This is a genomic window from Vreelandella azerica (assembly GCF_013112225.1).
Taxonomy (GTDB): domain Bacteria; phylum Pseudomonadota; class Gammaproteobacteria; order Pseudomonadales; family Halomonadaceae; genus Vreelandella; species Vreelandella azerica.
In genome coordinates, this window is sequence record NZ_JABFHI010000003.1 from 422,091 (window position 1) to 448,313 (window position 26,223).

At 56.3% G+C, this 26,223-nt stretch carries 17 protein-coding genes and 6 pseudogenes; 16 read left to right on the top strand and 7 right to left on the bottom strand.

Going from position 1 to position 26,223, the window contains the following annotated elements; translation table 11 throughout:
- From HLB35_RS09865 to HLB35_RS09895, 7 genes and pseudogenes are all read left to right on the top strand, one after another.
- Positions 1 to 2,442, top strand: a complete 2,442-nt coding sequence (locus HLB35_RS09865) for an LPS-assembly protein LptD (protein WP_171702437.1) — start codon at positions 1 to 3, stop codon at positions 2,440 to 2,442.
- A 31-nt stretch (positions 2,443 to 2,473) separates the two neighbouring features.
- Positions 2,474 to 3,532, top strand: coding sequence for a peptidylprolyl isomerase (locus HLB35_RS09870; protein WP_171702438.1), 1,059 nt, complete (start codon positions 2,474 to 2,476; stop codon positions 3,530 to 3,532).
- Positions 3,532 to 4,610, top strand: a pseudogene (gene pdxA / locus HLB35_RS09875) (4-hydroxythreonine-4-phosphate dehydrogenase PdxA). The gene HLB35_RS09870 and the pseudogene pdxA overlap by 1 nt, the downstream one beginning before the upstream one ends.
- A 56-nt stretch (positions 4,611 to 4,666) precedes the next feature.
- On the top strand, positions 4,667 to 5,485 hold the full coding sequence (rsmA, locus tag HLB35_RS09880; protein WP_171702439.1) for a 16S rRNA (adenine(1518)-N(6)/adenine(1519)-N(6))-dimethyltransferase RsmA: 819 nt from the start codon (positions 4,667 to 4,669) through the stop codon (positions 5,483 to 5,485).
- Positions 5,482 to 5,859 (top strand): Co2+/Mg2+ efflux protein ApaG, encoded by a 378-nt coding sequence (gene apaG, locus HLB35_RS09885; RefSeq protein ID WP_171702440.1) that lies wholly within the window; start codon positions 5,482 to 5,484, stop codon positions 5,857 to 5,859. The genes rsmA and apaG overlap by 4 nt, the downstream gene beginning before the upstream one ends.
- A gap of 58 nt (positions 5,860 to 5,917) precedes the next feature.
- Positions 5,918 to 6,734 (top strand): annotated as a pseudogene (locus HLB35_RS09890) (symmetrical bis(5'-nucleosyl)-tetraphosphatase).
- Complete coding sequence (locus HLB35_RS09895) at positions 6,731 to 7,894, top strand: tRNA nucleotidyltransferase/poly(A) polymerase-related protein (RefSeq protein ID WP_171702441.1); 1,164 nt, start codon at positions 6,731 to 6,733, stop codon at positions 7,892 to 7,894. The pseudogene HLB35_RS09890 and the gene HLB35_RS09895 overlap by 4 nt, the downstream one beginning before the upstream one ends.
- On the opposite strand, the gene folK is transcribed toward HLB35_RS09895, so the two are convergent.
- The 3 genes and pseudogenes from folK to tsaD all read right to left on the bottom strand — a co-directional run bounded on the left by folK (position 7,891) and on the right by tsaD (position 9,940).
- Entirely contained in the window at positions 7,891 to 8,436 is a 546-nt protein-coding gene (gene folK / locus HLB35_RS09900; RefSeq protein ID WP_171702442.1) for a 2-amino-4-hydroxy-6-hydroxymethyldihydropteridine diphosphokinase, read from the bottom strand. The two genes, HLB35_RS09895 and folK, sit on opposite strands and share 4 nt — an antisense overlap.
- Before the next feature lie 2 nt (positions 8,437 to 8,438).
- Positions 8,439 to 8,792, bottom strand: coding sequence for a dihydroneopterin aldolase (gene folB, locus HLB35_RS09905; protein WP_171702443.1), 354 nt, complete (start codon positions 8,790 to 8,792; stop codon positions 8,439 to 8,441).
- 90 nt (positions 8,793 to 8,882) lie between these two features.
- Positions 8,883 to 9,940: pseudogene (tsaD, locus tag HLB35_RS09910) on the bottom strand (tRNA (adenosine(37)-N6)-threonylcarbamoyltransferase complex transferase subunit TsaD).
- Between the two features lie 299 nt (positions 9,941 to 10,239).
- On the opposite strand from tsaD, the gene rpsU reads away from it, so the two are divergent.
- The 6 genes and pseudogenes from rpsU to mtgA all read left to right on the top strand — a co-directional run bounded on the left by rpsU (position 10,240) and on the right by mtgA (position 17,575).
- Complete coding sequence (gene rpsU / locus HLB35_RS09915; protein WP_086622362.1) at positions 10,240 to 10,455, top strand: 30S ribosomal protein S21; 216 nt, start codon at positions 10,240 to 10,242, stop codon at positions 10,453 to 10,455.
- A 207-nt stretch (positions 10,456 to 10,662) separates the two neighbouring features.
- Positions 10,663 to 12,482, top strand: a pseudogene (gene dnaG, locus HLB35_RS09920) (DNA primase).
- 229 nt (positions 12,483 to 12,711) lie between these two features.
- Entirely contained in the window at positions 12,712 to 14,562 is a 1,851-nt protein-coding gene (rpoD, locus tag HLB35_RS09925) for an RNA polymerase sigma factor RpoD (RefSeq protein WP_171702444.1), read from the top strand.
- Between the two features lie 196 nt (positions 14,563 to 14,758).
- Positions 14,759 to 15,868 carry an S-(hydroxymethyl)glutathione dehydrogenase/class III alcohol dehydrogenase gene (locus HLB35_RS09930; protein ID WP_171702445.1) on the top strand — a complete coding sequence of 370 codons (1,110 nt, stop codon included), beginning with the start codon at positions 14,759 to 14,761 and terminating at the stop codon, positions 15,866 to 15,868.
- A 111-nt stretch (positions 15,869 to 15,979) separates the two neighbouring features.
- Positions 15,980 to 16,834: an S-formylglutathione hydrolase gene (gene fghA / locus HLB35_RS09935; RefSeq protein WP_171702446.1), complete on the top strand. Its 855-nt coding sequence runs from the start codon at positions 15,980 to 15,982 to the stop codon at positions 16,832 to 16,834.
- Positions 16,835 to 16,843: 9 nt separating this feature from the next.
- Positions 16,844 to 17,575 (top strand): monofunctional biosynthetic peptidoglycan transglycosylase, encoded by a 732-nt coding sequence (gene mtgA, locus HLB35_RS09940; RefSeq protein ID WP_171702447.1) that lies wholly within the window; start codon positions 16,844 to 16,846, stop codon positions 17,573 to 17,575.
- 29 nt (positions 17,576 to 17,604) lie between these two features.
- Here the strand turns inward: mtgA and HLB35_RS09945 are convergent.
- Positions 17,605 to 18,478, bottom strand: a pseudogene (locus HLB35_RS09945) (DMT family transporter).
- A gap of 238 nt (positions 18,479 to 18,716) precedes the next feature.
- On the opposite strand from HLB35_RS09945, the gene HLB35_RS09950 reads away from it, so the two are divergent.
- The 3 genes and pseudogenes from HLB35_RS09950 (at position 18,717) to HLB35_RS09960 (ending at position 22,007) form a co-directional block, all read left to right on the top strand.
- A complete protein-coding gene (locus HLB35_RS09950; protein ID WP_171702448.1) occupies positions 18,717 to 19,106 on the top strand; it encodes a DUF4168 domain-containing protein in 390 nt (129 codons plus the stop codon).
- Positions 19,107 to 19,369: 263 nt separating this feature from the next.
- Positions 19,370 to 21,282: pseudogene (locus HLB35_RS09955) on the top strand (DUF294 nucleotidyltransferase-like domain-containing protein).
- Positions 21,282 to 22,007, top strand: a complete 726-nt coding sequence (locus HLB35_RS09960; protein ID WP_171702449.1) for a 3'-5' exonuclease — start codon at positions 21,282 to 21,284, stop codon at positions 22,005 to 22,007. The pseudogene HLB35_RS09955 and the gene HLB35_RS09960 overlap by 1 nt, the downstream one beginning before the upstream one ends.
- Before the next feature lie 92 nt (positions 22,008 to 22,099).
- On the opposite strand, the gene HLB35_RS09965 is transcribed toward HLB35_RS09960, so the two are convergent.
- From HLB35_RS09965 to HLB35_RS09975, 3 genes are all read right to left on the bottom strand, one after another.
- A complete protein-coding gene (locus HLB35_RS09965) occupies positions 22,100 to 23,746 on the bottom strand; it encodes a BCCT family transporter (protein WP_171702450.1) in 1,647 nt (548 codons plus the stop codon).
- Positions 23,747 to 23,951: 205 nt separating this feature from the next.
- Positions 23,952 to 25,607: a BCCT family transporter gene (locus tag HLB35_RS09970; protein ID WP_171702451.1), complete on the bottom strand. Its 1,656-nt coding sequence runs from the start codon at positions 25,605 to 25,607 to the stop codon at positions 23,952 to 23,954.
- Between the two features lie 70 nt (positions 25,608 to 25,677).
- The gene (locus HLB35_RS09975; RefSeq protein ID WP_171702452.1) at positions 25,678 to 26,103 is read right to left on the bottom strand and encodes a universal stress protein; all 426 of its coding nucleotides are present in this window, start codon (positions 26,101 to 26,103) and stop codon (positions 25,678 to 25,680) included.
- Between the last annotated feature and the right edge of the window lie 120 nt (positions 26,104 to 26,223).

A 26,223-nucleotide genomic window follows, 5' to 3' on the forward strand; every position in this document is an offset into this window, starting at 1 on the left:
ATGGGCCAGCGAATTTTGCGCGCTATACCAATGACGTTTGCAGGGGGCCTGTTGGCTGTTACTGCAACGACAGCGGTTGCCCAGTCGGTAGAGGGCGCACGCCTGGACTGGCAGCCCTGGGCCGAGGAAGAAGCGCGCCGCCAGGTATGCCGTGGGCGTTATGTCATGCCCGGCTATCGGCTGCCCGCCGGCAGCGACGTGCGTGAAATCGGGATTGAAACGGATGCATCAGACTATGCCGCCGATGGCGAGGCCATGCTACGAGGAGACGTAGTACTGCGCCAGGGGGATAGAGAGCTGCAGGCGGAAAGGCTGTTCGTACCCGCCAATCGCGAACGGGTTGAGGCTCAGGGTGATTTTGAGTTGCGCGATGGTCAGGCGCTGCTGCGCGGGGAAGAAGCGACCCTGTATCTAGAGCAGGATCGCGGCTCGATTGAAGACAGTGAGTATGTTCTTTATGAGCAGCGCGTACGCGGTGAAGCCCGCCGGTTGGAACAATTAGGTGAACAATTGTATCGCCTGAGGGAGGCCAGCTTTACCACTTGTGAACCCGGACAGGATAGCTGGCAGCTGGTCAGCAGTGATATCCGCCTTAACCAGTCGGAAGGGTTTGGGGTTGCCCGCCATGCGCGGCTGGAGATTAAGGGGGTGCCAGTGTTCTACTGGCCCTGGTTGCGCTTCCCAATTGATGACCGACGTCAGACGGGTTTGCTATCGCCATCGGTCAGTTTTTCCAGTGAGCAACTGGATTATACACAGCCGTTTTACTGGAATATCGCGCCCAATCAGGATGCCACCATTACCCCACGCTGGCTGAGCGATCGTGGGCTGCTGCTGGGTGGCCAATACCGCTACCTGACCGAGCACTACGGTAGCGGCACTCTGGAAGGCGCCTGGCTGAACAGCGATGACGGTGGCTCCGGGGGCGATGCCAACCGCTATGAAGGGCAGGACCGCTGGTATCTGGATGTGCAGCATACGGGCAGTATCAATGCTGCCAGTGACTATCAGCTGCGCTACGGTGGGGCCAGTGATGGGCGTTATTTTAACGATTTCAGTGATAACTTCGGTTCCAGCGAACGTTCCGGCATGGAGCGCCTGGCCCAGGTGGACTACCAGGGCGAGCGCTGGCGGCTGGATGCTCGCATGCAAGGCTATCAACGCCTGGATGACCCGCTTAGTGACAGCGACAAACCCTTCTACCGCCTGCCTAGCCTGACCGCAGCGGCTCGCTGGATTCGAGATAATGGCCTGTATGCAGAGTGGAACAGTAATGCCACCTACTTCTGGCGGGATGTGGATCAGCGTCAGGTGCCAATTCGTGAAGCAGCCAATGGAAGCCGGGTGCACTTGGCGCCTGCCTTGGGCTGGCGCTATGAAAAGCCCTGGGGCTATCTGGCACCCCGCGCTGAGCTTTGGCACACCGCCTATGCGTTGGATTACGGCAATCGCCAGACCAGCCGGGATACATCGCCTGACCGCAGTGTGGCAATCACTTCAGTTGATGCTGGCTTGAAATTTGAGCGTGAACTGGTTCTCGGCGGGCGTGATTACCGTCAGACTTTGGAGCCGCGCGTCAACTATGCTTTTGTGCCGCGAACGGATCAGGTCGATCTGCCAGAGTTCGACAGCCGTGAGCGGGCATTTTCGTGGGATCAGCTGTGGTCGCCCAAGCGCTTCTCTGGCAGCGACCGGGTGGGGGACCTTAATCGTCTGTCGCTCGGGTTTGAATCCCGCCTGATCGAGGATGACAACAGCCAGGAGCACTTGAGCGTCGGCGTTGGCCAGAGCCTGTATTTTTCTGACCGACGTGTGGGTATCGATGGCGATGATCAGTCGTTGCCACAGCAGGCAGACGTCAATCCTGATGTTAACCCGGAGCGCTTTTATCAGGCCACTCGAGACCGCTCACCCCTGGTATCCCGGCTTGAATGGCAGCTTAACCCACGCTGGAGCACATCGGCTGAATGGCTTTATGATGATCAACGTGAACTCACTGAGCGCACAGGCGTCGATATTGCATACCGGCATTCCCGTGGCCATGTAGTAAACCTGGGCTATCGCTGGGAAATTGAAGGCTTCGACCCGGCGCTGGACCTGGTGGACGATAATTTCCGTGCCTACAACCGCGAAGAGTGGGATATCTCCTTTGCCTGGAAGGCCAGCCCCAGCCTTGATCTGATTGGCCGCTACCTGCACGATCAAACCAATGACCGAGCGCTGGAAAAGCTTGCCGGCGTACAGTGGAATGACTGCTGCTATGGCCTGCAACTGGTCTGGCGTCAGTGGGTAGACGATAACGACACGGCACGGGTTGCCGATGACTTTAACGACCGTGGCCTGTTCCTGCGCTTTGTACTTCACGGCCTGGGCGGCGTCGGGCAAGACGCTGACAGCTACTTCGAACGCACTATTCCTGGCTATCGCCCCTCGGCGCTTTAACCGTTCAGGACTCAAGAAAGAGACCGTTTAAATGATCCACAATGCTAATACGCCAACATCCACTCATCCTTTGAACAGCCCCCATGGCAAGCGCCTGCTGCGCCAGGCGAAACACCTTGCCTGGGGCAGTGCACTATCGCTGCTGGTAGGGGCGGGCACCCTGGTGGTGTCTTCCAGCGTGGCGGCCCAGTCGTTTTCAGGCGGTGAACGCCAAATGCTTGATCGCGTTGTGGCGGTGGTGAACGACGGTGCCATCATGCGCAGTGATCTGGACAGGCGCCTGGACCAAGTGATCAGCCAGATCAGCGCTCAGGGTGAAGACGCCCCCAGCCGCCGTCAGTTAGAGCAGCAGGTGCTGGAGCAGATGATACTTGAAGAAATCCAGCTGCAAATGGCGCGTAATGTCAATCTGAGTATTGATGACACCGAGCTTAACCGCCAAATGCGCAACATTGCTGAATCCAATGGCATGACGCTGCAGGCGTTTGCCGAACGACTGGAAGCGGACGGCACCAGCCTTGCTCAGGTGCGCGAGGAAATCCGCCGCGAGATGCTCACCCGCCAGGTACAGCAGCGCCAGGTCGGGCAGCGAGTATCGGTCAGCAACCGTGATGTCGAACGCTTCCTTGAAGAGCAGGGAGGCGATGTCAATCTAGCCGAGACCCGGGCGCGCCATATTCTGGTCGGGGTGGGCTCTGGGCGCAGTGAAGCTCAGGCGCAAACCTTGATCGAGCAGGCCATGACACGCCTGGAGCAGGGTGAATCCTTTGCCACTGTGGCGCGTGAAATGAGCGACGATCAGGGGAGCGCGGTCAATGGCGGTGATCTTGGCTGGTTAAGCCTCGGGCAGACAGTGCCCGAGTTTGATAACGCCATGAACGAACTGGAAGTGGGTCAGGTCTCCTCTCCGGTGCGTTCGCAGTTTGGCTATCATATTATTGAAGTGCTGGATCGTCGGCGTTCGTCGGCCAGTAATGAAAATGTGCGTGAACAGGTTCGTCAGGCGATTTTCCAGCGCCGTGCCAACCAGGAAGTGGACACCTGGAAGCGTGAAATCCGTGAACAGGCCTTTGTGGAAAAGCGGCTCTGATGGTGGGTCAAGCGACTTCTTCAACCTTGTTGCCGGTAGCAATTACCAGCGGTGAGCCAGCAGGCATCGGCCCTGAACTGGTACTGATGCTAGCGGCCTACAACCAGCTGCCGAGTAACTGCGTGGTGATTGGTGATTGCGATTTACTCGCCGCTCGGGCTGACGCGCTAGGGTTAGCCGTCACGCTGATGGCTTGCCAACCTGGAGACCCAGTGCCAGAAGGCGATCGCGTACTGGCCGTCTGGCACTGTGCCCTGAGAGCACCCTGCCAGCCTGGGGTGCTGGACGCCGCCAATGCTGGCTATGTGATAGATACCCTGCAGTTCGCCGTAGATGCCTGCCGTAACGGCCACGCAGCAGCCATGACCACCGCACCGCTGCATAAGGGTGTGATCATTGAGGGGGCTACACGGACTTTACTGGCCACACCGAATGGTTGCGCGATGCCTGTGAGGTAGAAGAAGTGGTAATGCTACTGGCCACCGACGATGCCCTGCATACCCGCGCTAGCGATTGGCAACATGATGGCAGTCTGCGGGTAGCGCTGGTGACCACTCACTTACCGCTGCGAGCGGTGGCCGATGCTATCAGCGCCGAACGCATCCTCCGGGTCAGCCGTATTCTGGCCGACGACCTGACCCGCCAGTTCGGTATTGCGGCGCCCAGAATCGCGGTGTGTGGCCTGAACCCCCATGCCGGTGAGGATGGCCACTTAGGCCGCGAAGAGCTGGATATCATTATTCCTACCCTGGCGACACTCCAGGCAGAAGGGCTGGATGTGCGCGGGCCCTTTCCGGCCGATACGCTGTTTACTCCGCGCCACCTGGCCGAGGTCGATGCGGTGCTGGCCATGTATCATGATCAGGGTCTGGCCGTGCTGAAATATGCAGGCTTTGGCAATGCGGCCAATATCACCCTGGGCCTGCCGATGGTGCGTACCTCGGTGGATCACGGTACGGCGCTTGATCTGGCCGGGCAAGGTAGGGCATCACCGGATAGCCTGAAAGTGGCCATTCGTCTGGCCCGCCAGCTGGCGGATACCCAGTCCGCCAGTCTACATGCATCGCCACCTTCCTGACGCTAAAATGCTCTCCGGCTTCGCTTTAACATGATCAACCCCTGGAAAACTGTTTAATGTCTCAAGTTCCGCAGCACCGCGCGCGCAAACGTTTTGGCCAGAACTTTCTACGCGACTCCGGTATTATCGGGCGCATCATCCGGGCAATTGGCCCGCGTGACCAGGACCGCCTGGTAGAAATCGGCCCTGGCCAGGGTGCGCTTACCGAGCCGCTGCTGGAAGCGACCGGCAAGCTTGAGGTGATCGAGCTGGATCGCGACCTGATTCCCGGCCTGCGAGTCAAATTTTTCAACTACCCGCAGTTCGAGATCCATGAAGGCGACGCTCTGGCGTTTGATTTTGCTGCCCTGAAAGGCGACGGCCCGGCGCTACGGGTGGTGGGCAACCTGCCCTACAACATCTCCACACCCCTGATTGTGCATTTACTGCAGGCGGAAAACGCCGTGGCAGATATGCACTTCATGCTGCAAAAGGAAGTGGTCGAGCGCTTGGCCGCCGAGCCGGGTGGGCCCGACTGGGGGCGGCTATCGGTCATGGCGCAATACTATTGCCAGGTAGAGCAGCTGTTTATCGTTCCACCGGAAGCCTTTGTGCCGCGCCCTAAGGTGGATTCTGCGATTGTCCGCCTCACACCGCATGCGCAAATCCCTCATCCCGCCGACGATACCGAACTGCTGTTTGCGCTGGTCAAGATGGCCTTTGGCCAGCGGCGTAAAACGCTGCGCAACAACTTCAAGGGCCGGGTCAGCGCCGAAACCCTGGAGGATATTGGCATCGACCCAGGGCGCCGTCCGCAGACCTTGAGCGTCGAGGAATATGTGCGGATTGCCAACCGGGTGGCGTGTGATGATGTAGCCCAAGGCGGTGAGTCGTGAGCGTACTTGATATCCATGTCTCTGTAGTGAGCCACTACCTGGCGGAAGAATCGAATGCTGCCCAGGGGCGCTATGTGTTCAGTTACCGTGTCACCCTGGATAATAAGAGCCCGCACAGCGTGCAGCTACTGGCGCGCTATTGGAAGATCACCCAGGGTAGCGGTGAGCATCAGGAAGTACGTGGCAAGGGCGTGGTTGGCCAGCAGCCCCTGATTGGCCCGGGGCAGCGCTTTCGCTACACCAGCCGGGCGATTCTGCAGACGCCAGTGGGTACCATGGAAGGCGCCTATACCCTGCTGGATACGTCTACCCAGCGTTCTTTTGATGTTGAAATCGCTCCCTTTCGGCTGGCAACGCCGCTGGCGATTCACTGATTCTCTATCGCGCCCTTTCACACCCCTAGCAACTCACACCTAGCAACAAGGAGTCATGATGAGCACTTATGTGATCGGCGATCTTCACGGCTGTCATGCAGAGTTTGTCGCTTTGCTGGACAAGCTTGCCTTCAACCCGGCGCATGACCGCCTGTGGCTGGTGGGGGATCTGGTCAATCGCGGCCCGGGTTCGCTGGAATGCCTGCGTGAAGCGCGCCGACTGGGGAGTGCTGTCAGCTGCGTATTGGGCAATCATGATTTTCACCTGCTGGTGGTAGCGCGCGGCAACGGCAAGCTGCGCAAAAAGGATACTCTGGAGGCAATTCTCGATGCCCCGGACCGTGAGCCACTGCTGGACTGGCTGCAGCAGCAATCGCTCAGCGTCAGAAAAGACGCGACCCTGATGGCCCATGCCGGCATTCTGCCACAGTGGTCACTTGCCAAGGCGGAGGCGCTGGGCAAGGAAGTGCAAACGGCGCTACGCAGTGAGCATTCAGGCGCCTTTCTGGCCGAGCTGTTTGGCGATCAGCCTGACCGTTGGCAGGATGGTCTGAAAGGCACGGATCGCCTGCGCTGCATTGTTAATGTGTTTACCCGAATGCGCTTTATCTCACCTCAGGGACGTCTGGATTTTGCGGCCAAGCAGGGCCTGGAAAGCGCACCGGAAGGTTATGCCCCCTGGTTCCAATACCCTCGTGAGGACAACGCCCACCTGCTGTTTGGCCACTGGGCGGCGCTGGAAGGGCGTACTCCTGGCGCACGTATCCAGGTGGATGCGCTGGACACCGGCTGCGCCTGGGGGAAGCCTGACGGCATTGAACCTGGAAAGCGGTGAACGTATCGCCGTGGCCAACCATAATGTTGTCCGGCCATGAAGGGGTTTCGTTGCGATAACCGCCTGGCCGGGCTGGACGTTTATCGGGTAGGCGGCGCGGTTCGCGATGCACTGCTAGGCTGGCCAGTGTATGACAACGACTGGGTGGTGGTCGGCACGACGCCTGAGGAAATGCAGCGCCGTGGGTTCAAGCCGGTCGGGCGGGATTTTCCGGTCTTTCTACATCCGGATACGGCAGAGGAATACGCCCTGGCGCGTACAGAGCGCAAGTCCGGCCACGGCTATAGTGGTTTTGAAGTACATGCCAGCCCGAAGGTGACCCTGGAAGAGGATCTGGGGCGCCGCGACCTGACGATCAATGCCATGGCTGAAGCCTCTGACGGCCAGATTTTTGACCCCTTCAATGGCCAGCAGGATCTGGTAGCCCGCCAGTTACGCCACGTCTCGGCGGCGTTCAGTGAAGACCCATTGCGAGTACTGCGCACCGCGCGTTTTCTGGCCCGCTATGCAAGCCGTGGTTTTCAGATTGCCGCAACCACGCTTGAGCTGATGACATGCGTTAGCAAAAGCGGTGAACTAACTCACCTGGCGGCGGAGCGCGTCTGGGTGGAAACCGAGAAAGCGCTGGGCGAGCCGTCCCCGCAGGTGTATTTCGAGGCTCTAGAACAGTGCAAGGCTCTGCCTGTCTGGTGGCCTGAGCTTGATGGTGACTCTCTGGCACAAGGGCTAGCTGCCATGGCAGCAGTGCCAGAAACGGACGGGGTGGATACGAATGCTAGTCTGGCCCATTGGCGCTATGCGCGGCTGGTGTCGGGTTTGACGGATCAGCAGCGTGACGCTTTGGCCGAACGGCTCAAACTGCCCAAGGCAGTGGCCCGGCTAGCCGCTCAGGTGGCGCTGACCCAGGCTTATCTGAGTCATTGGCAGCCATCTTCTCCCACTGCAGAGTCGGTGCTGGCCTGGCTAAACCAGCTGGATGCCTGGCGCAAGCCTGAACAGGTGGAAGTCCAGTTGGCGCTGGTGACGCAGCTGGCATCGGAACGCTTGGCGACGGTGCTGCGTCAGGCCTGGAAAGACGCCGCTGCCATCAACCCCAAAGCGCTCGTAGACCAGGGGCTTAAAGGTGCTGAGATTGGCCGGGCGCTAGAAACCCAACGCCAGCAAGCGATTGCCGATAGCCTAACTGATGAAGGCGTCTAGCGAGCTGCTGCGTAGGCAATAGGCCGGTCAGCCTGAGAAATCAACTGACCGCGCCAAGTAAAATCTACTGCCCACAGGCGCTGCTTGCCAAGATCAAACTGCGCCCATAGCTCGGCATAGGGTGTGCCACAGCTCGGATGGCGTTGATCGGGCAGTAATTCCGCCAGCGGCTGGAGCACAAAGGCGTTATGGGTAACTTCCGCTCTGGGCAGCAAAATACCATCGACCACTCCTTGCTGGTCGCCTACCGTCAGCAGATCGATATCCAGGGCGCGGGGGCTGAACTTGGGGGTGTCCGGGCGTCGCCCATGACGGGTTTCCAGCGCCTTGGCCCAGGTCTGAATGTCACCCGGCGACCAGTCGCTATTTAAAGCGACCACCAGATTGTAAAAATTGCGGGCATCCTTGAAACCTACCGGTTCACTTTCAAACACACGGGAAACCTGCAGGTCGCCAAAGGTGCCATGCAGTGCATCCAGGCATAGCCGGATATGTTCGATGGGGGCGATATTGCTGCCCAGGCTCAGGGTAATCAATGCCATCGTCAGGCCTCACCGCGGATGATGGTCAGCCCGACACTCTGTGCTGCTGCCACGGCACCTGGCTTGCGCACCGTTAGTTTGACACGGCCGATCGGGAATTCATGGCGCAGGGTGTCCAGCAGCTGTTCGGCAAAGGTTTCAATCAGGGCGAACTGATGCTCGTCGGCAAAGTGCTGGATGCGCTGGGAAATAGCCGCGTAATCCAGGGTCAGGCTGACATCGTCACTGGCCGCTGCCGGGCGGATATCCGTGGACATTTCCAGATCCAGGCTCAATGACTGATGAAGGGTACGCTCCCAGTCATATACGCCAATGATGGTATCGACCTTGAGCGCTTCAATAAAAATACAGTCCATAAACTCCCCCTGCAGTGAGCCGGAATTGTACTTGAGCCACTGATTAAACAACAGCCACCCAGGTCGGAAAACGCCGCGCAGACGTCGTTTTCAGGAAGTCTGAGTGGCACTGGGCTCACGCAGCTGATCAAGCGGCCAGCGCGGCGTTGCTTGCATTTGCCCAGGGGCATCGCGTTCGCCGGCGACCAGGCGTTGCGCGCCGACGTAGGCAATCATGGCGCCGTTATCGGTGCAGAAGCGCCCGCGGGGGTAGTAGGCCTTGGCGTTGCGTTTTTCACATTCCACGGCCAGGCGTTCGCGCAGTCGGGTGTTGGCGCTGACCCCGCCAGCCATGACGATGCGCTTCAGGCTGGTCTGGTCCAGCGCACGGCGGCATTTGATGACCAGGGTATCGGCCACGGCTTCCTCAAAGGCGCGGGCCACATCAGCGCGGGCCTGCTCATCCAGAGCGCCTTTTGATTGCAGGTCGCGGATGGCGGTCAGGGTATGGGTTTTCAGTCCGGAAAAGCTGAAATCAAGCCCAGGCCGGTCGGTCATCGGGCGTGGGAAGCGCATGCGTTTGGGGTTGCCCTGTTCGGCGAGCCTGGCCACGTGGGGGCCGCCGGGGTAGGGCAGGCCGAGCATCTTGGCCGCCTTGTCAAAGGCTTCGCCAGCAGCGTCATCTACGGATTCCCCCAGCAGCTGATACTGGCCAATACCTTCAACACTGACCAACTGGGTGTGGCCCCGGAGACCAGCAGGGCAACAAACGGAAACGCGGGGGCGTCGTCTTCGAGCATGGGGGCGAGCAGGTGGCCTTCCATGTGATGAACGCCCAGCACGGGTATATCCAGTGCGCGGGCCATGCCGTGAGCCGTGGCCGCGCCCACCATCAGCGCCCCCACAAGGCCAGGCCCTGCGGTGTAGGCGATGCCGTCAAGCTCCTGACGCGTCATGTTGGCCTTGGTCAGTACCTCTTCTACCAGCGGTAAAAGCTTGCGGGTGTGGTCCCGTGAAGCTAGTTCCGGCACTACACCGCCATACTCAGCGTGCATCTCCATCTGGCTATAGAGGGCGTCGGCCAACAAGCCTTGGCCCCCGCTGTGGGCGGTGTCATAAATGGCTACGCCGGTTTCATCACAGGATGTTTCGATGCCGAGTACACGCATGGGAGCTTCCTGACATTGTCGGGATAAAAATGAGAGTTAAGGGCATGAAAACCAGACATAAACGCGATGGCGGCTTGCCCTGCAATGGCCGCTATAATACCAGCTGAGCAGGTTTTTGTATGCGGGCAGCCAGGCTTTCGGGTGGGGATTGTTTGCAAAGCGTTGGATTCACCACTAAACTATTGTGCGCTGTAAAAACAGGTCCGTATAGGCTAGGTAAAGTAATCAATGTGCATTGCCGGTCTGGCTATCTTACGGGCTATTCGAACTCAAGACTCCTTAAGGTAGGTGAGTGCTTAATGCCTTCTGTAAAAGTACGTGATAACGAGCCGTTTGACGTCGCCTTGCGTCGTTTCAAGCGTTCTTGCGAAAAAGCCGGTGTTCTCTCTGAAGTCCGTCGTCGTGAGAACTACGAAAAGCCGACTGCTGAACGCAAGCGCAAAGCGGCAGCTGCCGTGAAGCGTCACGCGAAGAAGCTTCAGCGTGAGCGTAAGCGTTTCGAACGTCTCTATTGATCCGTACCGGAAGCGCTTTCTTTTCAGAAAGTTCTTCTAGAAGGATGCCAAGCGGCTACCACTGCGGTGGCCGCTTGTTTTCGTTTTGACAGATGTCCGGTTAACGCCTTCATGATAGACAGATAATGACGGTGGGTGTTACCCAGACAGCTGAACAAGCCAGTTTCTCGGAAGCTGTGCATCGACCCAGCGAGTATCCGCGTTTCTATGGCAGGCCAGATTCCTCAACGCTTTATCGATGATTTGTTGAGCCGCGTCGACGTGGTCGAAGTGGTAGGCGAGCGTGTGCAGCTTAAAAAGTCCGGTCGTAATTATTCTGGCCTTTGCCCTTTCCATCAGGAAAAGTCACCGTCTTTTACGGTTAGCGCTGATAAACAGTTCTATCATTGTTTTGGCTGTGGTGCTCATGGCAGTGCGCTGCGCTTTCTAATGGAATACGACAAGCTGCCCTTTCCGGAAGCGGTTGAGCAATTGGCCGGGCGGCTTGGGCTGGAGGTGCCGCGGGAAGGTGTTGATGACCCCAGGGCCAGGGAGCGTGAGAAAAAACGTGACCAGGGCGTGAATTTGCTGGAACTGGCGGCGCGCTTTTATCGCGAGCGGATGGCCATGCAGGAGGGCCAGGCCGCCCACGCCTATCTGGATCAGCGCGGTTTATCGCCAGAGGTGGTGAAAACCTATGGCGTGGGCTACGCTCCAGCAGGTTGGGATGCGCTTAAAAAGCATTTGTCCGAACGGGGTGTCAGTGAAGCTGTGCAGATTGAGTACGGTCTACTGATTCACCATGAGTCTTCTGGCCGCACCTATGATCGCTTTCGTGACCGGGTGATGTTTCCAATTCGTGATCTGCGCGGGCGCACCATTGCTTTTGGCGGCCGGGTGTTGGGCGATGCCAAACCCAAGTATCTGAACTCGCCGGAAACGCCGGTCTTTCACAAGGGGCGCGAGCTATACGGCCTTTATGAGGCCCGTCAGGCGCCGGAAAAGCTGGAACAGTTGGTGCTGGTGGAAGGCTATATGGACGTGGTAGCGCTGGCCCAGTTCGGTATTCGCAATGCGGTGGCGACTCTGGGAACGGCAACAACGGAAGATCACCTCAGACGGCTGTTTCGCATGGTTAGCCGGGTGGTGTTCTGTTTTGACGGTGACCGAGCCGGGCGCCAGGCGGCCAGCCGCGCACTGGAAACGGTGATGCCGCAGATGATTGATGGCCGTGAGGCGCGGTTTCTGTTTCTGCCGGAAGGCGACGACCCGGATGATCTGGTGCGTCGCGAAGGCGCACAGGCCTTCAAGGATCGCGTGACCTGCGCCATGCCGCTGTCAGAGTTTCTGTTTGAACAGGCCGCCCAAGGGCGTGACCTGAATGCCGTTGAAGGACGCGAGCGTTTTGCCAGCCAGGTATTGGCAGCGCTGAGTAAGGTGCCTGAAGGCATGCTTCGTTCCCTGCTGTTTGAAGAGTTGTCGCGGCGTAGTGGGCTTAAGGAAGCTCAGCTGAACGCCTTGCTTCAGCAACAGGAAGCGCGTCGTTTACCTGCGGCGGGCCAGCCAGCCTCTAGTGCTACACCTGAAAGTGAGCCAGCACAAACGGCAGCTGCGCCCTTGTCAGGTGCACGGCGGCGAGGCGTCTTGTCATCCATTGAGCGAGTGATTCAGCTATTGCTGCATGAGCCGACGCTGGTGGATGTCGTCGACGAATCGCTTGAATGGTTGCCGGATGATGAAGAAGGCAGTCTGTGCAGAGAACTGATTGTGCTCTTGCGGGCCGGCCGCTTTCGTAGCCCGCAAGTCGTGTTGGCGCACTTTCAGGGCAGCACCCAGGGGCAGTGGTTGACCTCGCTGGCGCAGCAGGAGCTACTGATGCCTCGTGAAGCGCGCAAGGCTGAGGTGGAAGGTATCATTGAGCACTTGCAGCAGGCGCAGCGCAAGCGCTCGCCGGAGCAGGAATATGCGGCGCTGATTGATCAGGAGCGGGCCGGAAAAAGCTGGACGGTGAGCAGCGCAAGCGCCTTGCGCAGTTGATCAGGAGCTGACCCAGCGCTAGGGAAAGGTAAGCGGGGTTGAATTCCCCGGAAATATCACCACATAAAGGTTATGTCGAAAGGCACTGGCCGAACAGAACAAACTAACACACCTGAAACACCGCGCAAATATACCAAGCTGGAAAAATACCCATTGCTAACGCTATACTGTTTGGCTTGTTGGATGTAAGACGTCCAGCGTTTCAGGTGCTTCATTCTTCTTCGTCGAGATAGGGTTTCTATGGCTGGAAATGCGCAGCAGCAGTCACGTCTGAAGGAGTTGATCGCGCGGGGTAAGGAGCAAGGCTTCCTGACCTACGCTGAGGTCAACGACCATCTACCCGAGGATATCGCTGATCCGGATCAAGTGGAAGACATCATCGGCATGATCAACGACATGGGAATCAGTGTCGTTGAAGAAGCGCCAGATGAAGACACCTTGATGATGTCGGATCACTCCACGGATGAATCCGCTGCTGAAGAAGCAGTGGCAGCCTTGGCTGCAGTGGAAAGCGATGTTGGCCGAACCACTGACCCAGTGCGCATGTACATGCGCGAAATGGGTACGGTTGAGCTTCTGACCCGTGAAGGCGAGATCGAAATTGCCAAGCGTATCGAAGAAGGCACCCGCGAAGTCATGTCGGCACTGGCCTATCTGCCCGGCGCCGTGGCATCGATTCTGGATGCCTATGATGCGACTCAGGATGAGGAAGCGCCGGGACGTCTTTCCGACCTGTTCTCGGGTTTTATCGATCCCGATGAGGGTATCCCCGGTGTCGCCGAGGCTGAAGTGATTGAAGAGCCGGAGGTTGACCCCGAGCTTAACGATACGGATGTTGATGCTGACGACGACGAAGAAGATTCGACCGCCAACGAGGGTGGCCCGGACCCTGAAGAAGCGCGGGCGCGTTTTGAACAAATTCGTGAACAGAATGCCGCCGTTGAGGCTGCTTCTGCTAAGCATGGCAGTGGCAGCCCGGAGCTGAAAGCCGAGCAGGCGCGTCTGGCGGAGCTGTTCTCGCCGATCAAGCTGGTGCCCAAGCATTTCGAGCGTTTGGTCGGTCAGGTGCGTATCAGCGTCGAGCAGGTGCGTGCCCAGGAAAAGACCATCATGCAGCTATGCGTGAAGAAAGCCAAGGTGCCGCGCAAGACGTTTATCAAGTCGTTCCCGGGGCATGAATCACGCAGGGCATGGCTGGATGATTTTCAGGAAGCTTTCCCCAAGTATGCCGATCGCCTGGAGCCGCTACGCGCCGATATCGCCCGCTCCCAGCGCAAGATTGCCTTTGAAGAAAATATGGTTCAGCTCAATGTGGGCGAACTCAAAGAGGTGAATCGCAAGCTTTCTATCGGTGAAGCGAAGGCGCGTCGTGCCAAGAAGGAGATGGTCGAGGCCAACCTGCGTCTGGTGATTTCCATCGCCAAGAAGTATACCAATCGCGGCCTGCAGTTCCTGGATCTGATTCAGGAAGGCAACATTGGCTTGATGAAGGCTGTCGACAAGTTCGAATATCGCCGAGGCTACAAGTTCTCGACCTATGCGACCTGGTGGATCCGTCAGGCGATTACCCGCTCGATTGCCGACCAGGCACGTACAATCCGTATTCCGGTACACATGATTGAGACCATCAACAAACTCAATCGTGTTTCTCGCCAGATGCTGCAGGAAATGGGCCGTGAGCCGACACCTGAAGAGCTGGGTGAGCGTCTGGAAATGCCGGAAGACAAGGTTCGCAAGGTGCTCAAGATCGCCAAGGAACCGATCTCGATGGAAACACCGATTGGTGATGATGACGATTCACACCTAGGTGATTTCATCGAAGACAGCTCCATGCTGTTGCCGATTGATATGGCCACTGGCGAAGGGTTGGTTGAAGCCACCCGCAATGTTCTTGGCGGGCTGACCGCACGAGAAGCCAAGGTGCTGCGTATGCGTTTCGGTATTGATATGAATACCGACCACACCCTGGAAGAGGTGGGCAAGCAGTTTGACGTTACCCGGGAACGGATTCGCCAGATTGAAGCTAAGGCGCTACGCAAATTGCGTCACCCCAGCCGCTCGGAGCCGCTCCGCTCATTCCTTGATGAGTAAGGTGATGTGGTGCCGGTGGTTGAGTTGTAGAAACCGCCAAGTGTACTGGTAAGACAAAGCCCTTGTAGATAACCTTCTACAAGGGCTTTTGGCTGTTTATGATGACGCATTCAGACAAGTCGGCATTGATGTTGTTGTTTATATTGTTGAATATGAACATCTATCTAACATTACCCACAACCTAAGGACGATGACCATGAAATCACGTGCGGCAGTGGCGCTTGAAGCAGGCAAGCCACTTGAGCTGGTAGAAATTGATGTGGAAGGCCCGAAAGCCGGTGAAGTGCTGGTCAAAATGGCTGCCACCAGCGTCTGTCATACGGATGCCTATACCCTTTCAGGGGCAGATCCGGAAGGTAACTTCCCGGCGGTGCTGGGTCATGAGGGCGCGGGCGTTGTTCAGGAAGTGGGGCCTGGAGTCACCAGTGTCAAACCCGGTGACCATGTCATTCCGCTGTATACGGCAGAATGTGGCCAGTGCAAATTCTGCCTCTCGGGCAAGACCAACCTGTGTGGTTCAGTGCGCGCCACCCAGGGGAAAGGGGTCATGCCAGATGGCACCTCGCGCTTTTCGCTGGATGGCAAGATGCTTCATCACTACATGGGCACCTCTACTTTCAGTGAGTATACGGTGCTGCCGGAAGTGTCTCTGGCCGTGGTCTCCAAGGAAGCGCCCATGGACAAGATCTGCCTGCTGGGTTGTGGCGTTACCACCGGCATTGGTGCCGTGCTCAATACTGCCAAGGTAGAGCCAGGTTCAACCGTGGCTGTGTTTGGCTTGGGGGCGATTGGTCTGGCGGTGATTCAGGGTGCCATGATGGCCAAGGCTGCGCGGATTATTGCCATTGACGTCAACCCGGAGAAGTTTGAGTTGGCTAAGCAGTTCGGAGCGACCGATTTTGTTAACCCCAAGGACTACAGCGACCCGATCCAGCAGGTGATTGTTGAGCTGACTGACGGCGGCGTTGATTACTCCTTCGAGTGTATCGGCAACGTCAATGTCATGCGTTCGGCGCTTGAGTGCTGCCATAAAGGCTGGGGAGAGTCGATCATCATCGGAGTAGCCGGTGCTGGGGAAGAAATTGCCACGCGGCCTTTCCAGCTGGTGACCGGGCGGGTCTGGAAAGGCTCTGCGTTCGGTGGAGTAAAAGGCCGCAGCGAATTGCCGGGATATGTCGAACGCTATATGAATGGTGAGATCAATATCGATGATTTCATCACCCACGATATGCCGTTTGAGCAGATCAACGAAGCCTTTGACCTGCTCCACGCGGGCAAGAGTATTCGAACCGTACTGCATTACTGAGTATGATGGTGACATCATAACCTGGCGCCCGTAAGGGCGTAGGATGCCCGGTGCGGCCTTGGTGGTTGCAGCCGGGCAAGGATCCCAGAGCCTGTTGTCAGGAGCGTGCCTATGAGCATGAGTGAAACCCTAGAGCTGGTATCAGCCAACCGTAGCTTTGGCGGCTGGCACAAGCGCTATCGTCATTATTCGCGGGCGCTGGACTGCGATATGATCTTTGCCGTTTATTTGCCGCCCCAGGTGGAAGAGGAACGGGTGCCACTGCTCTGGTGGCTGTCAGGTTTAACCTGTAACGATGAAAACTTCATGCAGAAGGCTGGCGCCCACCGCCTTGCCGCCGAGCTTGGGGTGGCCATTGTCTGCCCGGATACCAGCCCACGAGGCACCGACCTGCCCGGTGAACATGAAAGTTATGATCTGGGTTCTGGCGCGGGCTTCTATGTCAATGCCACTGAAGCGCCTTGGAAGCCGCATTACCGTATGTACGATTATGTGGCTGAAGAACTGCCCTCTGTGGTGCGTCAGCATTTTCCGGTTAACGGGCGCGAATCGATCAGCGGCCATTCCATGGGCGGCCATGGTGCCTTGATTCTGGCCTTGCGCCATCCAGGGCGCTTTCGCTCGGTATCGGCCTTTTCCCCAGTGGTCAATCCTATGGAGTGCCCCTGGGGGCGCAATGCCTTTAGCCATTACCTTGGTGATGATATTACCCGCTGGCGCCAGTACGATGCCTGCGAGCTGGTGGCTAACGGCGCTTCACGCCAGCGGCTGTTTATTGATCAGGGTGAGGCTGACCAGTTCCTTGAAGAACAGCTTAAGCCTGAACATCTGGAAGCCGTCTGCGAGAAGCATGACCATCCGCTGACGCTCAGGCGCCAACCGGGCTATGATCATTCCTACTTCTTTATTGCCACCTTTATTGAAGACCATCTGCGCTATCATGCTGAGCATTTATATAAGCGGTAAGGAACCCTGATGTTGAAACGAGCGCTCGCGTATGCTGCCGGTTTTGTCTGGCGAATTCTCTGGCGAGTAGCGCTCGTTTTTGTGCTTTTATCCATTGCCCTGGTGCTGCTCTTTCGCTATGTGCCACCTCCGGGTTCCATGGTGATGCTGGAGCGTAAGGTTCAGGGCTGGCTAGCCAATGAGCCGATCACCATTGACCATCAATGGCGGGATTGGGAAGCCATGGCGGACGCGGCCAAGCTGGCGGTGATTGCCGCCGAAGACCAGCGCTTTCCCTCTCACTCCGGGTTTGATCTGATTGAAATTCGCCAGGCGCTGTCCACTGCTATCAGCGGTGGACGCCTGCGCGGCGCCAGCACCATCAGCCAGCAGACCGCCAAGAATGTCTTTTTGTGGAGCGGGCGCAACTGGGGGCGTAAGGCGCTGGAGACCTGGTTCACCGTATTGATCGAGCTGATCTGGGGCAAGCAGCGGATTCTTGAGGTGTATCTGAACGTCGCTGAATGGGATGAAGGTGTTTTCGGCCTGGAAGCCGCTTCTCAGCATTATTTTGGCATATCGGCCAGTGCGTTGAGTGAACGTCAGGCAAGCCTGTTAGCCGCCATCCTGCCCAGCCCGCTGACCCGCAGTGCGTCCGTGCCAAGCCCCCAGGTCGAACAGCGCAGCCAGTGGATTCGCCAGCAGATGCATAACCTGGGCGGCTTGCGTTATCTTCAGCGGTTGTCACCTCCCGCCACCTGAACCCTCATAAGCAGAGGCGTTATTCTTCATCATGCCTTGGTGCCCGCCTGAGATGATTTGACCACCATAACAACACCCAGGATAGTGATCGCCATTCCCAACAGGCCCAGCCAGGGCAGGCGTTCGTCAAATAGCCACCAGGCCTGCAGGGCGGTTACCGGGGGACCAGGTAGAAAAGACTGGCCACTCTTGAAGCCTCGCCTTTTTTGATCAGCGCCATCAACAGCATGATGGCGGCAATGGACAGCACCAGTACCAGCCAGCCAAGGGTCAATAAAAACGTAGGTGTCCAGTCCACACTGCGGGTTTCTAACAGGAGGGCGCCACCGCCAAACAGGGTACCTGCAGCCAGATACTGAATCGCCGTGCCTGAAATCAGATGCATGCTGGTGCAAAAACGCTTCTGGTAAAGCGTACCGATTGAGATACCCGTCAGGGCCGCCATCACGCTAAACAGCGCCGGTAACCCAAAGCCGGTAAACAAGGTGTCACTAATGTCGAGTTTGCTACCCAGCACCAGGCTAATGCCCACCAGGCCGAGTACTAAACCGATCCATTGGCGCTGGTTGAGTTTTTCACCCAGCAAGGGGCCTGCGCAGGCGGCCGTTAGCAGTGGTTGTAAGCCGACCAAAAGTGCAGCGAGCCCGGCGGGCATGCCGTGGTAGATACCGTAAAAAACGCCTCCAAGGTAAGCGCCATGCACCAAGCAGCCGGTGACGGCTATGTGCCCCACAGGCTGGCCTTGGAAGGCCAGGGAATGCGCATGGCTAGTGCCAACGGGATCAGGATCAAAAGCGTCAGCATCATGCGGATAAACAGAAAGGTAAAGGGTTCGGCGTAAGGCAGGCCAAATTTGGCGCCGATAAAGCCGGTACTCCATAACAGCACGAACAGGACGGGCATGGCGGCCAGGCCCAGCTCACCCGGTGTGGCGTGACGGGTGGTCGAGATCACATCTTTGAGCGAGCGGCTGAGCATAAAGGCTGTCCTGTCTGATAAGTAGAGTAGTTGGGATTATCCAATCTTATTTTTTTACGGTAGGTTACACAAAAAATTGAACCTGTATATTTGCTATGCGTCAGAGTGGGTACGTTGACTAACGTACGCCTTAAATTCACCTCAGTAGTTACCGAGGTTCTCTATGCAACGTTTAACTGCACTGTTCTCCGCCGCTCTGTTAGCCACTGGTCTGATGGCTACCGCCGCTCATGCCCAGCAGACGCAAGACCCTGCCCAAGATCCCATGGCCACCCAGCAGGCGCCAGCGCAGGATTTTTCTGATCAACAGCTGCAACAGTTTGCAGATGCCTCTCAGGAAATTGCCGTTATTTCTCAAGAGTACACCCAACGCCTTCAGGCTGCTGAAGATGAGCAGGGCCAACAGGAAGTGCGTGCTGAAGCCAACGATAAGATGATTGAAGTTGTCGAAGACAGCGGTCTGGATGTCGAGACCTTCAATGCGATTGGCCAAGCCATCCAGCAAAATCCTGAGATGATGCAGCGCGTGCAGGAAATGGCATCACAGTCGTAATACCACTCGTGTTATCTGGCCAATGGCGGATTAGTGGGTTAATGCCAATATTATCCACAACCATGTTATAAAAATGGTCAGCAATATATAAGGCTCGGCACTTTGATGGTGCCGAGCTTTTTTTATAGCGCCCTGCTTTATCTTGCGCCTTGATACTTGCACACTGTATACAATATGCCGAAAAGGTAAGCCGCTGGCGAGGTATTGTCAGTAACGGTTGGTTATCAAGGGCGCGGAAACAGCCCGTCAACTAGGAGAAGTGCATGGACGTTGAGCTTCTGGAAATTCATCAGCACATGGGCAAGTACCCGCCCTTTGACGGTTTGTCAGATGAGCTGCTTGATCGTATTGCCGAAAACGTCGAGGTTCGCTACTTCAAAACAGGTAGTGAGATTCTGCGTCTTAATGAAACCGTCAATGAGCTGTGTTATATACGCAGCGGGGCCGTTGAGGTCTATCGCCGCCAGGGCGAGCTTTACAACCGTCTGGGTGAAGGCGATATCTTCGGCCATTTCAGCTTGTTGCGCGGGCACAGGGTGCGTTATCCGGCTAAGGCGATTGAAGATACCCTGATCTACTTTATTCCCGGGGCTGTGTTCCAGCAGCTGTGTGATGAAGACGACCACTTTGCGGATTTTATCGAAGTGGAAAGGCCACGGCTGGAAAGCGTGGCAGAAGAGCAGAAAAAATCCAATGACATGATGGTCACCCGGATTCGCAAACTGTTATCGCGTTATCCGGTCATGGTGGAAACCACCACCACGGTGCAAGCGGCAGCCCAACAGATGAGCAATGCTCAGGCCTCGGCGCTACTGGTACTCAAGCGAGGCAAAGAGAACCCACGCTTCAGCTTTAGTGATAGCGAAGGTGTTGCCTGGCAGATGTGCGGCATTCTGACCGACAGCGATTTTCGCAAGAGCATTGTCGCCAAGGGCTTGCCGCCTGAAACGCCGGTAGGCGATGTGATTGGCTCTCATTTGATTACCGTACAGTCGGATGTATCGGTGTATGAAGCCATGCTGACCATGCTGCGCAGTAATGTGCATCACTTGCCGGTACTGTATCGCCAGCGCCCGGTAGGTGTGGTGCATTTATCCGATATTATCCGCTATGAAACCCACAGCGGGCTTTATCTGGTCAGTAATATTTTCAGTCAGTCCAGCGTGGAAGGGTTGGCGCGCCTAGCGCCGGATGTCAGCGCCGCCTTTGTGCGTATGGTGCAGGAAGAGGCCAACTCGCATATGGTAGGCAGCGCGCTGTCAACCATAGGCCGCAGCTTTACTCGCCGTTTACTGGAGATGGCGGAAGAAGAGCTTGGTCCACCACCCGTGCCCTATAGTTTTATGGTCAACGGCTCCATGGCACGTAATGAACAGACCATAGTGACTGATCAGGATAATGCATTGGTGATTGATGATGCCTTTGATCCTGAGCTGCATGATGCATATTTTTACCAACTGGCAAAGTTTGTCAGCGATGGACTGGATGCTTGCGGCTACACCTATTGTAAAGGTGATGTTATGGCGACCAACCCGCAGTGGCGGCAACCGCTGCGGGTCTGGAAAGAATATTTTCGTGACTGGATCAATAATCCGTCACCTGAAAAGCTCCTGCATAGTTCGATTTTTTTCGACCTTGACAGCGCCTACGGTGAAGAAGTCTATATCGAGACCTTACAAGACCTGGTGGCAACTGAGGCGTCAAAGTCACCGCTGTTTTTGTCAGCCATGGCTCGAAATGCACTCAACCGCACGCCGCCTCTGGGGTTCTTCCGTACCTTTGTGATGGAAAAGATGGTAAGCATAATAATTCCATCAACCTCAAACGGCGTGGCACCGCGCCCATGGTAGATCTTATCCGTATCCATGCCTTGGCCTGTGGTTCAAAAGCCCAGAATTCTTTTGAGCGACTTGACGATATTGCCAAGACACAGCTGTTGGCCAATGGGGTGAGCGATAAACTGCGCTATGCGCTGGAATTTCTATGCATGTCGCGTATTCGCCATCAGGTGATTGACCTGCAGGAAGAGCGCACACCGGATAATAATATCGAGCCGGAAAATGTCACCAGCAACGAGCGGCATACGCTGAAAGATGCTTTTCAAGTGTTGAGTAATGCCCAAAAGTTTCTGAAATTCCGCTACCCGATGCCGGCTAGCCGGCAGGGGCGTAGCTAATGGTGATGATACGTCCACGTAAGAAGATCGTTCAGTCGGACTGGAATGCCTATTTGAAACAGCGTGGCCAGCAGGCTCAGGACTCTGCCATCCAACGTTTCTTTCAAGCTTCTATGCCCAGTGGTGATACGCCGATTGATCAAGTGCCCATGGTAGCTTTGGATATGGAAACCACCGGCCTGGATGAGCGTCGTCATGCGATTGTCAGCATTGGCATTGTGCCCTTTGATATGAACCGGATTCAGCTGGCCAAGCGCCGTTACTGGGTGATCAAGCCGCCGCGCCCGTTAGCAGAAGAGTCGATCGCCTTTCACCATATTACCCACTCGGAAATTGCTCACGCACCGGATCTCAACGAGGTGCTGAATGACCTCTTGGATGCCCTGGCAGGCCGTCTGGTGGTTGTTCACTTCCGCCATATCGAACGGCCATTTCTGGATGCGGCTGTCAAGGCACGTCGCGGAGAAAGCGTGCTTTTCCCAATGATTGATACCATGTCGCTGGAAGCGCGTTTGCATCGTCAGTCACTGTGGGCGCGCTTTCGCCGCTGGCTGGGTCGTCCACCGGTGTCCATCCGCCTGAATGCCAGCCGCCAACGCTATGGCCTGCCTGCCTATCAAGGTCACCATGCGCTGGTGGATGCGTTGGCTACAGCGGAACTGCTTCAGGCACAGATTGCCCATCATTACCAACCGGAAACGCCACTGCGCGATATCTGGACCTGAGCGGTTAACCTGCGGCCAACGCACTGGCAACGCGATTCCAATAAAAAGGGCAGCCCTCGGGCTGCCCTTTAACATGCTGATAGGTATATCTATCAGGCTGGCCTGGGTTCGCTCATCAAGCCTTTGATGATTGCATAGCAGGCCACCAGCAGAATGATAGTGAACGGGAAGCCGGTGGAGACCGACATGGTCTGCAGTGCCGTCAAACCGCCACCCAACAGCAGTGCAATGGCAATGGTGCCCTCAATGATAGCCCAGAACACACGCTGTGGTTTGGGGGCATCGACCTTACCGCCTGCGGTAATTGAGTCAATCACCAGCGAGCCGGAATCCGACGAGGTGACGAAGAAGACAATGACCAGCACGATGGCAAGGAATGAGGTGATGTTAGACAGCGGCAGTTGTTCAAGCATGATAAACAGCTGAAGGTCGACGCCAGCGTCACGTACTGCCTCAATACCTTGGGACAGGTATTGATCAATGGCTGTCCCACCGAAAGTGGTCATCCACAGGACTGACACAATCGAAGGCACCAGAAGAACCGCAACCAGGAATTCACGTACGGTGCGTCCACGAGATACCCGAGCGATAAACATGCCGACATACGGAGACCAGGAAATCCACCATGCCCAGTAGAAGGCTGTCCAGCCCTGGCTAAAGTTGGCATCTTCACGGCCAAAGGGGTTGGAAAGGGCAGGCAGATGAACCACATAACTCATCAGGTTTTCGAAAAAACCTGTGACAATCAGTAGTGTCGGCCCTACGGCGATAACAAAGAACAGCAGGCCCGCTGCCATGGCGATGTTGATTTTTGATAACAGCTGAACGCCTTTATCTACCCCGGCAAGGATGGAGGCAATGGCGATAATAGTAATCCCGATGATCAGCAATATCATGGTGACATCACCTTCGGGAGCGTCGAACAGGTAGGTCAGGCCCGCTGCTGCCTGGGTAGCGCCCAGGCCAAGAGAGGTTGCCAGCCCAAAGAGCGTCGCAAATACGGCAAGGATATCAATGATATGCCCCGGCCAGCCCCAAACACGCTCACCCAGAATTGGGTAAAACACCGAGCGCATGGACAGTGGCAGGCCTTTGTTGAAAGCAAACAAGGCCAGGGACAAGGCGACAACGGCGTAGATCGCCCAGGGATGTAGGCCCCAGTGGAAGATGGTGGCAGCCATGCCAAGTGCCGCAGAACCTGCCGCATCGCCTTCAAACTCACCTGTTGCGCCACCCAGCGGCGCCCAGTTACTGCCATCAAAGGAGGTGCCGAAGTGGGCCAGCGGTTCATTGACGCCGAAGAACATCAGACCAATACCCATACCCGCAGCAAACAACATGGAAAACCAGCCTGCATAGGTAAAGTCCGGCTTGGCGTGCGCGCCACCAATGCGGATTTTACCGAACGGCGAGACAATCAGAAAAAGGCAGAGCAGCACAAAGATGTTAGCTGCGAAAATAAAGAACCAGGCCAGATTGGTGGTTAGATAGTTAAAAACAGTATCATAGATGGGGGCAACCTGATCTTGTAGCGCTAGGGTCAGCACCACAAAGAGAACAATCACCAAGGATGAGATGGTGAATACCTTGCCATGCAGATCAATATTGAATCCCATTGGCGAGGCCGTCAGGTTGTCCTGACCGATCACATAATCGGTGTCGATCAGGTTGGCGGGGCCATCGGGGGATGGGATACCCTCCGAACTTTTTTCTTCAGGACGTTGAGAGTTTGAGTCCATAGGACATCTCCGTCATAGGTGGGTAATAGTTGAGCATTGCAGTTTGGATAATACAACACTCGCAGGTATCTATCGTTGACCGAATCGACGTTATCTTTTCACGTCGGTGTTCATCAAACTGTAAACGATAGAAAACTTAGCGAAAGCAATACACAAGAAGAGCAGCCCAGGGGCTGCTCTCACTCTTATAGTGCTGTCTGCTTGATTAGACGGCTTTAGGTTCACTCATCAAGCCTTTGATAATGGCGTAGCAAGCCACCAAAAGAATGATCGTGAATGGGAAGCCGGTGGAAACCGCCATCGTCTGCAGGGCGGTCAAGCCGCCACCCAGTAACAGGGCAATGGCGATAGTGCCTTCAATGATCGCCCAGAACACACGCTGCGGCTTGGGTGCGTCGACCTTACCGCCTGCGGTGATCGAATCGATGACCAGCGAGCCGGAATCCGACGAGGTCACAAAGAAGACAATCACCAACACAATGGCAATGAAGGAAGTGATATTCGACAGCGGCAGCTGTTCCAGCATGACGAAGAGCTGCAGCTCCAGACCGGCATCGCGTACGGCCTCAATACCCTGGGACAGATACTGATCAATGGCAGTGCCACCAAAGGCGGTCATCCACAGAATTGATACGGTGGAAGGTACCAGGAGCACTGAGATGATGAACTCACGTACGGTGCGGCCACGGGATACCCGGGCGATAAACATGCCCACATACGGAGACCAGGAAATCCACCAGGCCCAGTAGAAGGCCGTCCAGCCTTGGCTGAAGTTGGCATCTTCACGGCCGAAAGGGTTAGAGAGCGCTGGCAGGTTCACCACATAGCTCATCAGATTTTCAAAGAAGCCCGTCGCGATGATCAGGGTAGGGCCTACACCAATCACAAAGAACAAAAGTGCCGCCGCCAGGCCAATATTGATTTTCGAGAGCAGCTGCACGCCTTTATCCACCCCGGCAAGGATGGAGGCGATAGCGATAATGGTGATCCCGATAATCAGCAGAATCATGGTGATATCGCTTTCTGGCGCACCGAACAGGTAAGTCAAACCAGCGGCAGCCTGCGAAGCGCCTATCCCCAGTGAAGTTGCCAGGCCAAAAAGGGTGGCAAACACTGCCAGAATATCGATGATATGCCCTGGCCAGCCCCAGACGCGCTCACCAAGAATCGGGTAGAACACCGAGCGCATGGAAAGTGGCAAGCCCTTGTTGAAGGCAAACAGCGCCAGCGATAGCGCAACCACCGAGTAGATCGCCCAGGGGTGTAGGCCCCAGTGGAAAATCGTAGCGGCCATGCCGACAGCAACTGAGCCTGCTTCGTTGCCTTCAAAATCACCCACGGCACCACCGAGTGGCGCCCAATCACTGCCGTCAAAGGCAGTACCAAAGTGCGTCAATGGCTCGCTGACCCCGTAAAACATCAGGCCAATGCCCATACCGGCAGCAAACAGCATGGAAAACCAGCCCATGTAGGTAAAGTCCGGCTTGGCAGCCGCGCCGCCAATGCGGATTTTACCTAATGGCGAAACAATCAGGAAAAGGCAGAGAACGACAAAGATATTGGCCGCCAAAATGAAAAACCAGGCCAGATTGCCGGTTAGAAAGTTGAAGACCGCATCATATATGGGCGCAATCTGATCCTGAAGTGCCAGGGTCAGCACCACGAACAGCACTATCAATAAAGATGAGATAGTGAATACCTTGCCGTGCAGGTCGATATTGAAGCCCATCGGCGAGGCAGTGATATTGTCCTGACCGATCACGTAATCCGTGTCAATCAGATTCGCCGCACCTTCCGGAGCGGGAATACCCTCCGAAGGAGCCGGCGTATAATCATCCGGGCTCTTAGAGTTATTGTCCATTGGACATCTCCGTCAATGATATTGTGGCTAGCCAGTCTCGCGCATCACTGGGAGGCGCTGAACACTAGGCTTACGATTCAGTCGGGCGTACCAGGAAAACAGACGCGTCGGTATGGGTGGCTACCTTGCCACCGTGGGAGGGCATAACAGCATCCAAGTGGCGCGGAAGGTGTGTCGCCATGATGACAAGATCAATGCCGAGTTCATCAATGGATTTCACCAGGATGTCATCTACATTGGCGATCGGGTCAGTGGAGCTGTATACCTTGGCAGTGACAGGCTGGCCGTGAACGCTATGACGCTTTTGTGCGAAAGCTTCAAGCTTCTGCTGATATTCGTCTGGTGTTCTTGCTACGCTGTTAGGCGCCGTAGAGGTGACCCCCACATAGGTGATGGAAGCATCGTAGTGTTTGGCCGTATCGGCAACGACTTCCAGCGAGGGCTCAAGTACCTCGATGTGGGCGAGGTCGACGGGAACCATGATGTGCTTGAACATGCGAGACTCCTTCTTTTTTGTCAAAGACAAAGATCATGGCGAAATATCAACGCCAATCTATTTGACTGGCCTGGCGATCAGCTAAGTAAAGCGTACTGCCGTGTTGATGTGGTGCGATCG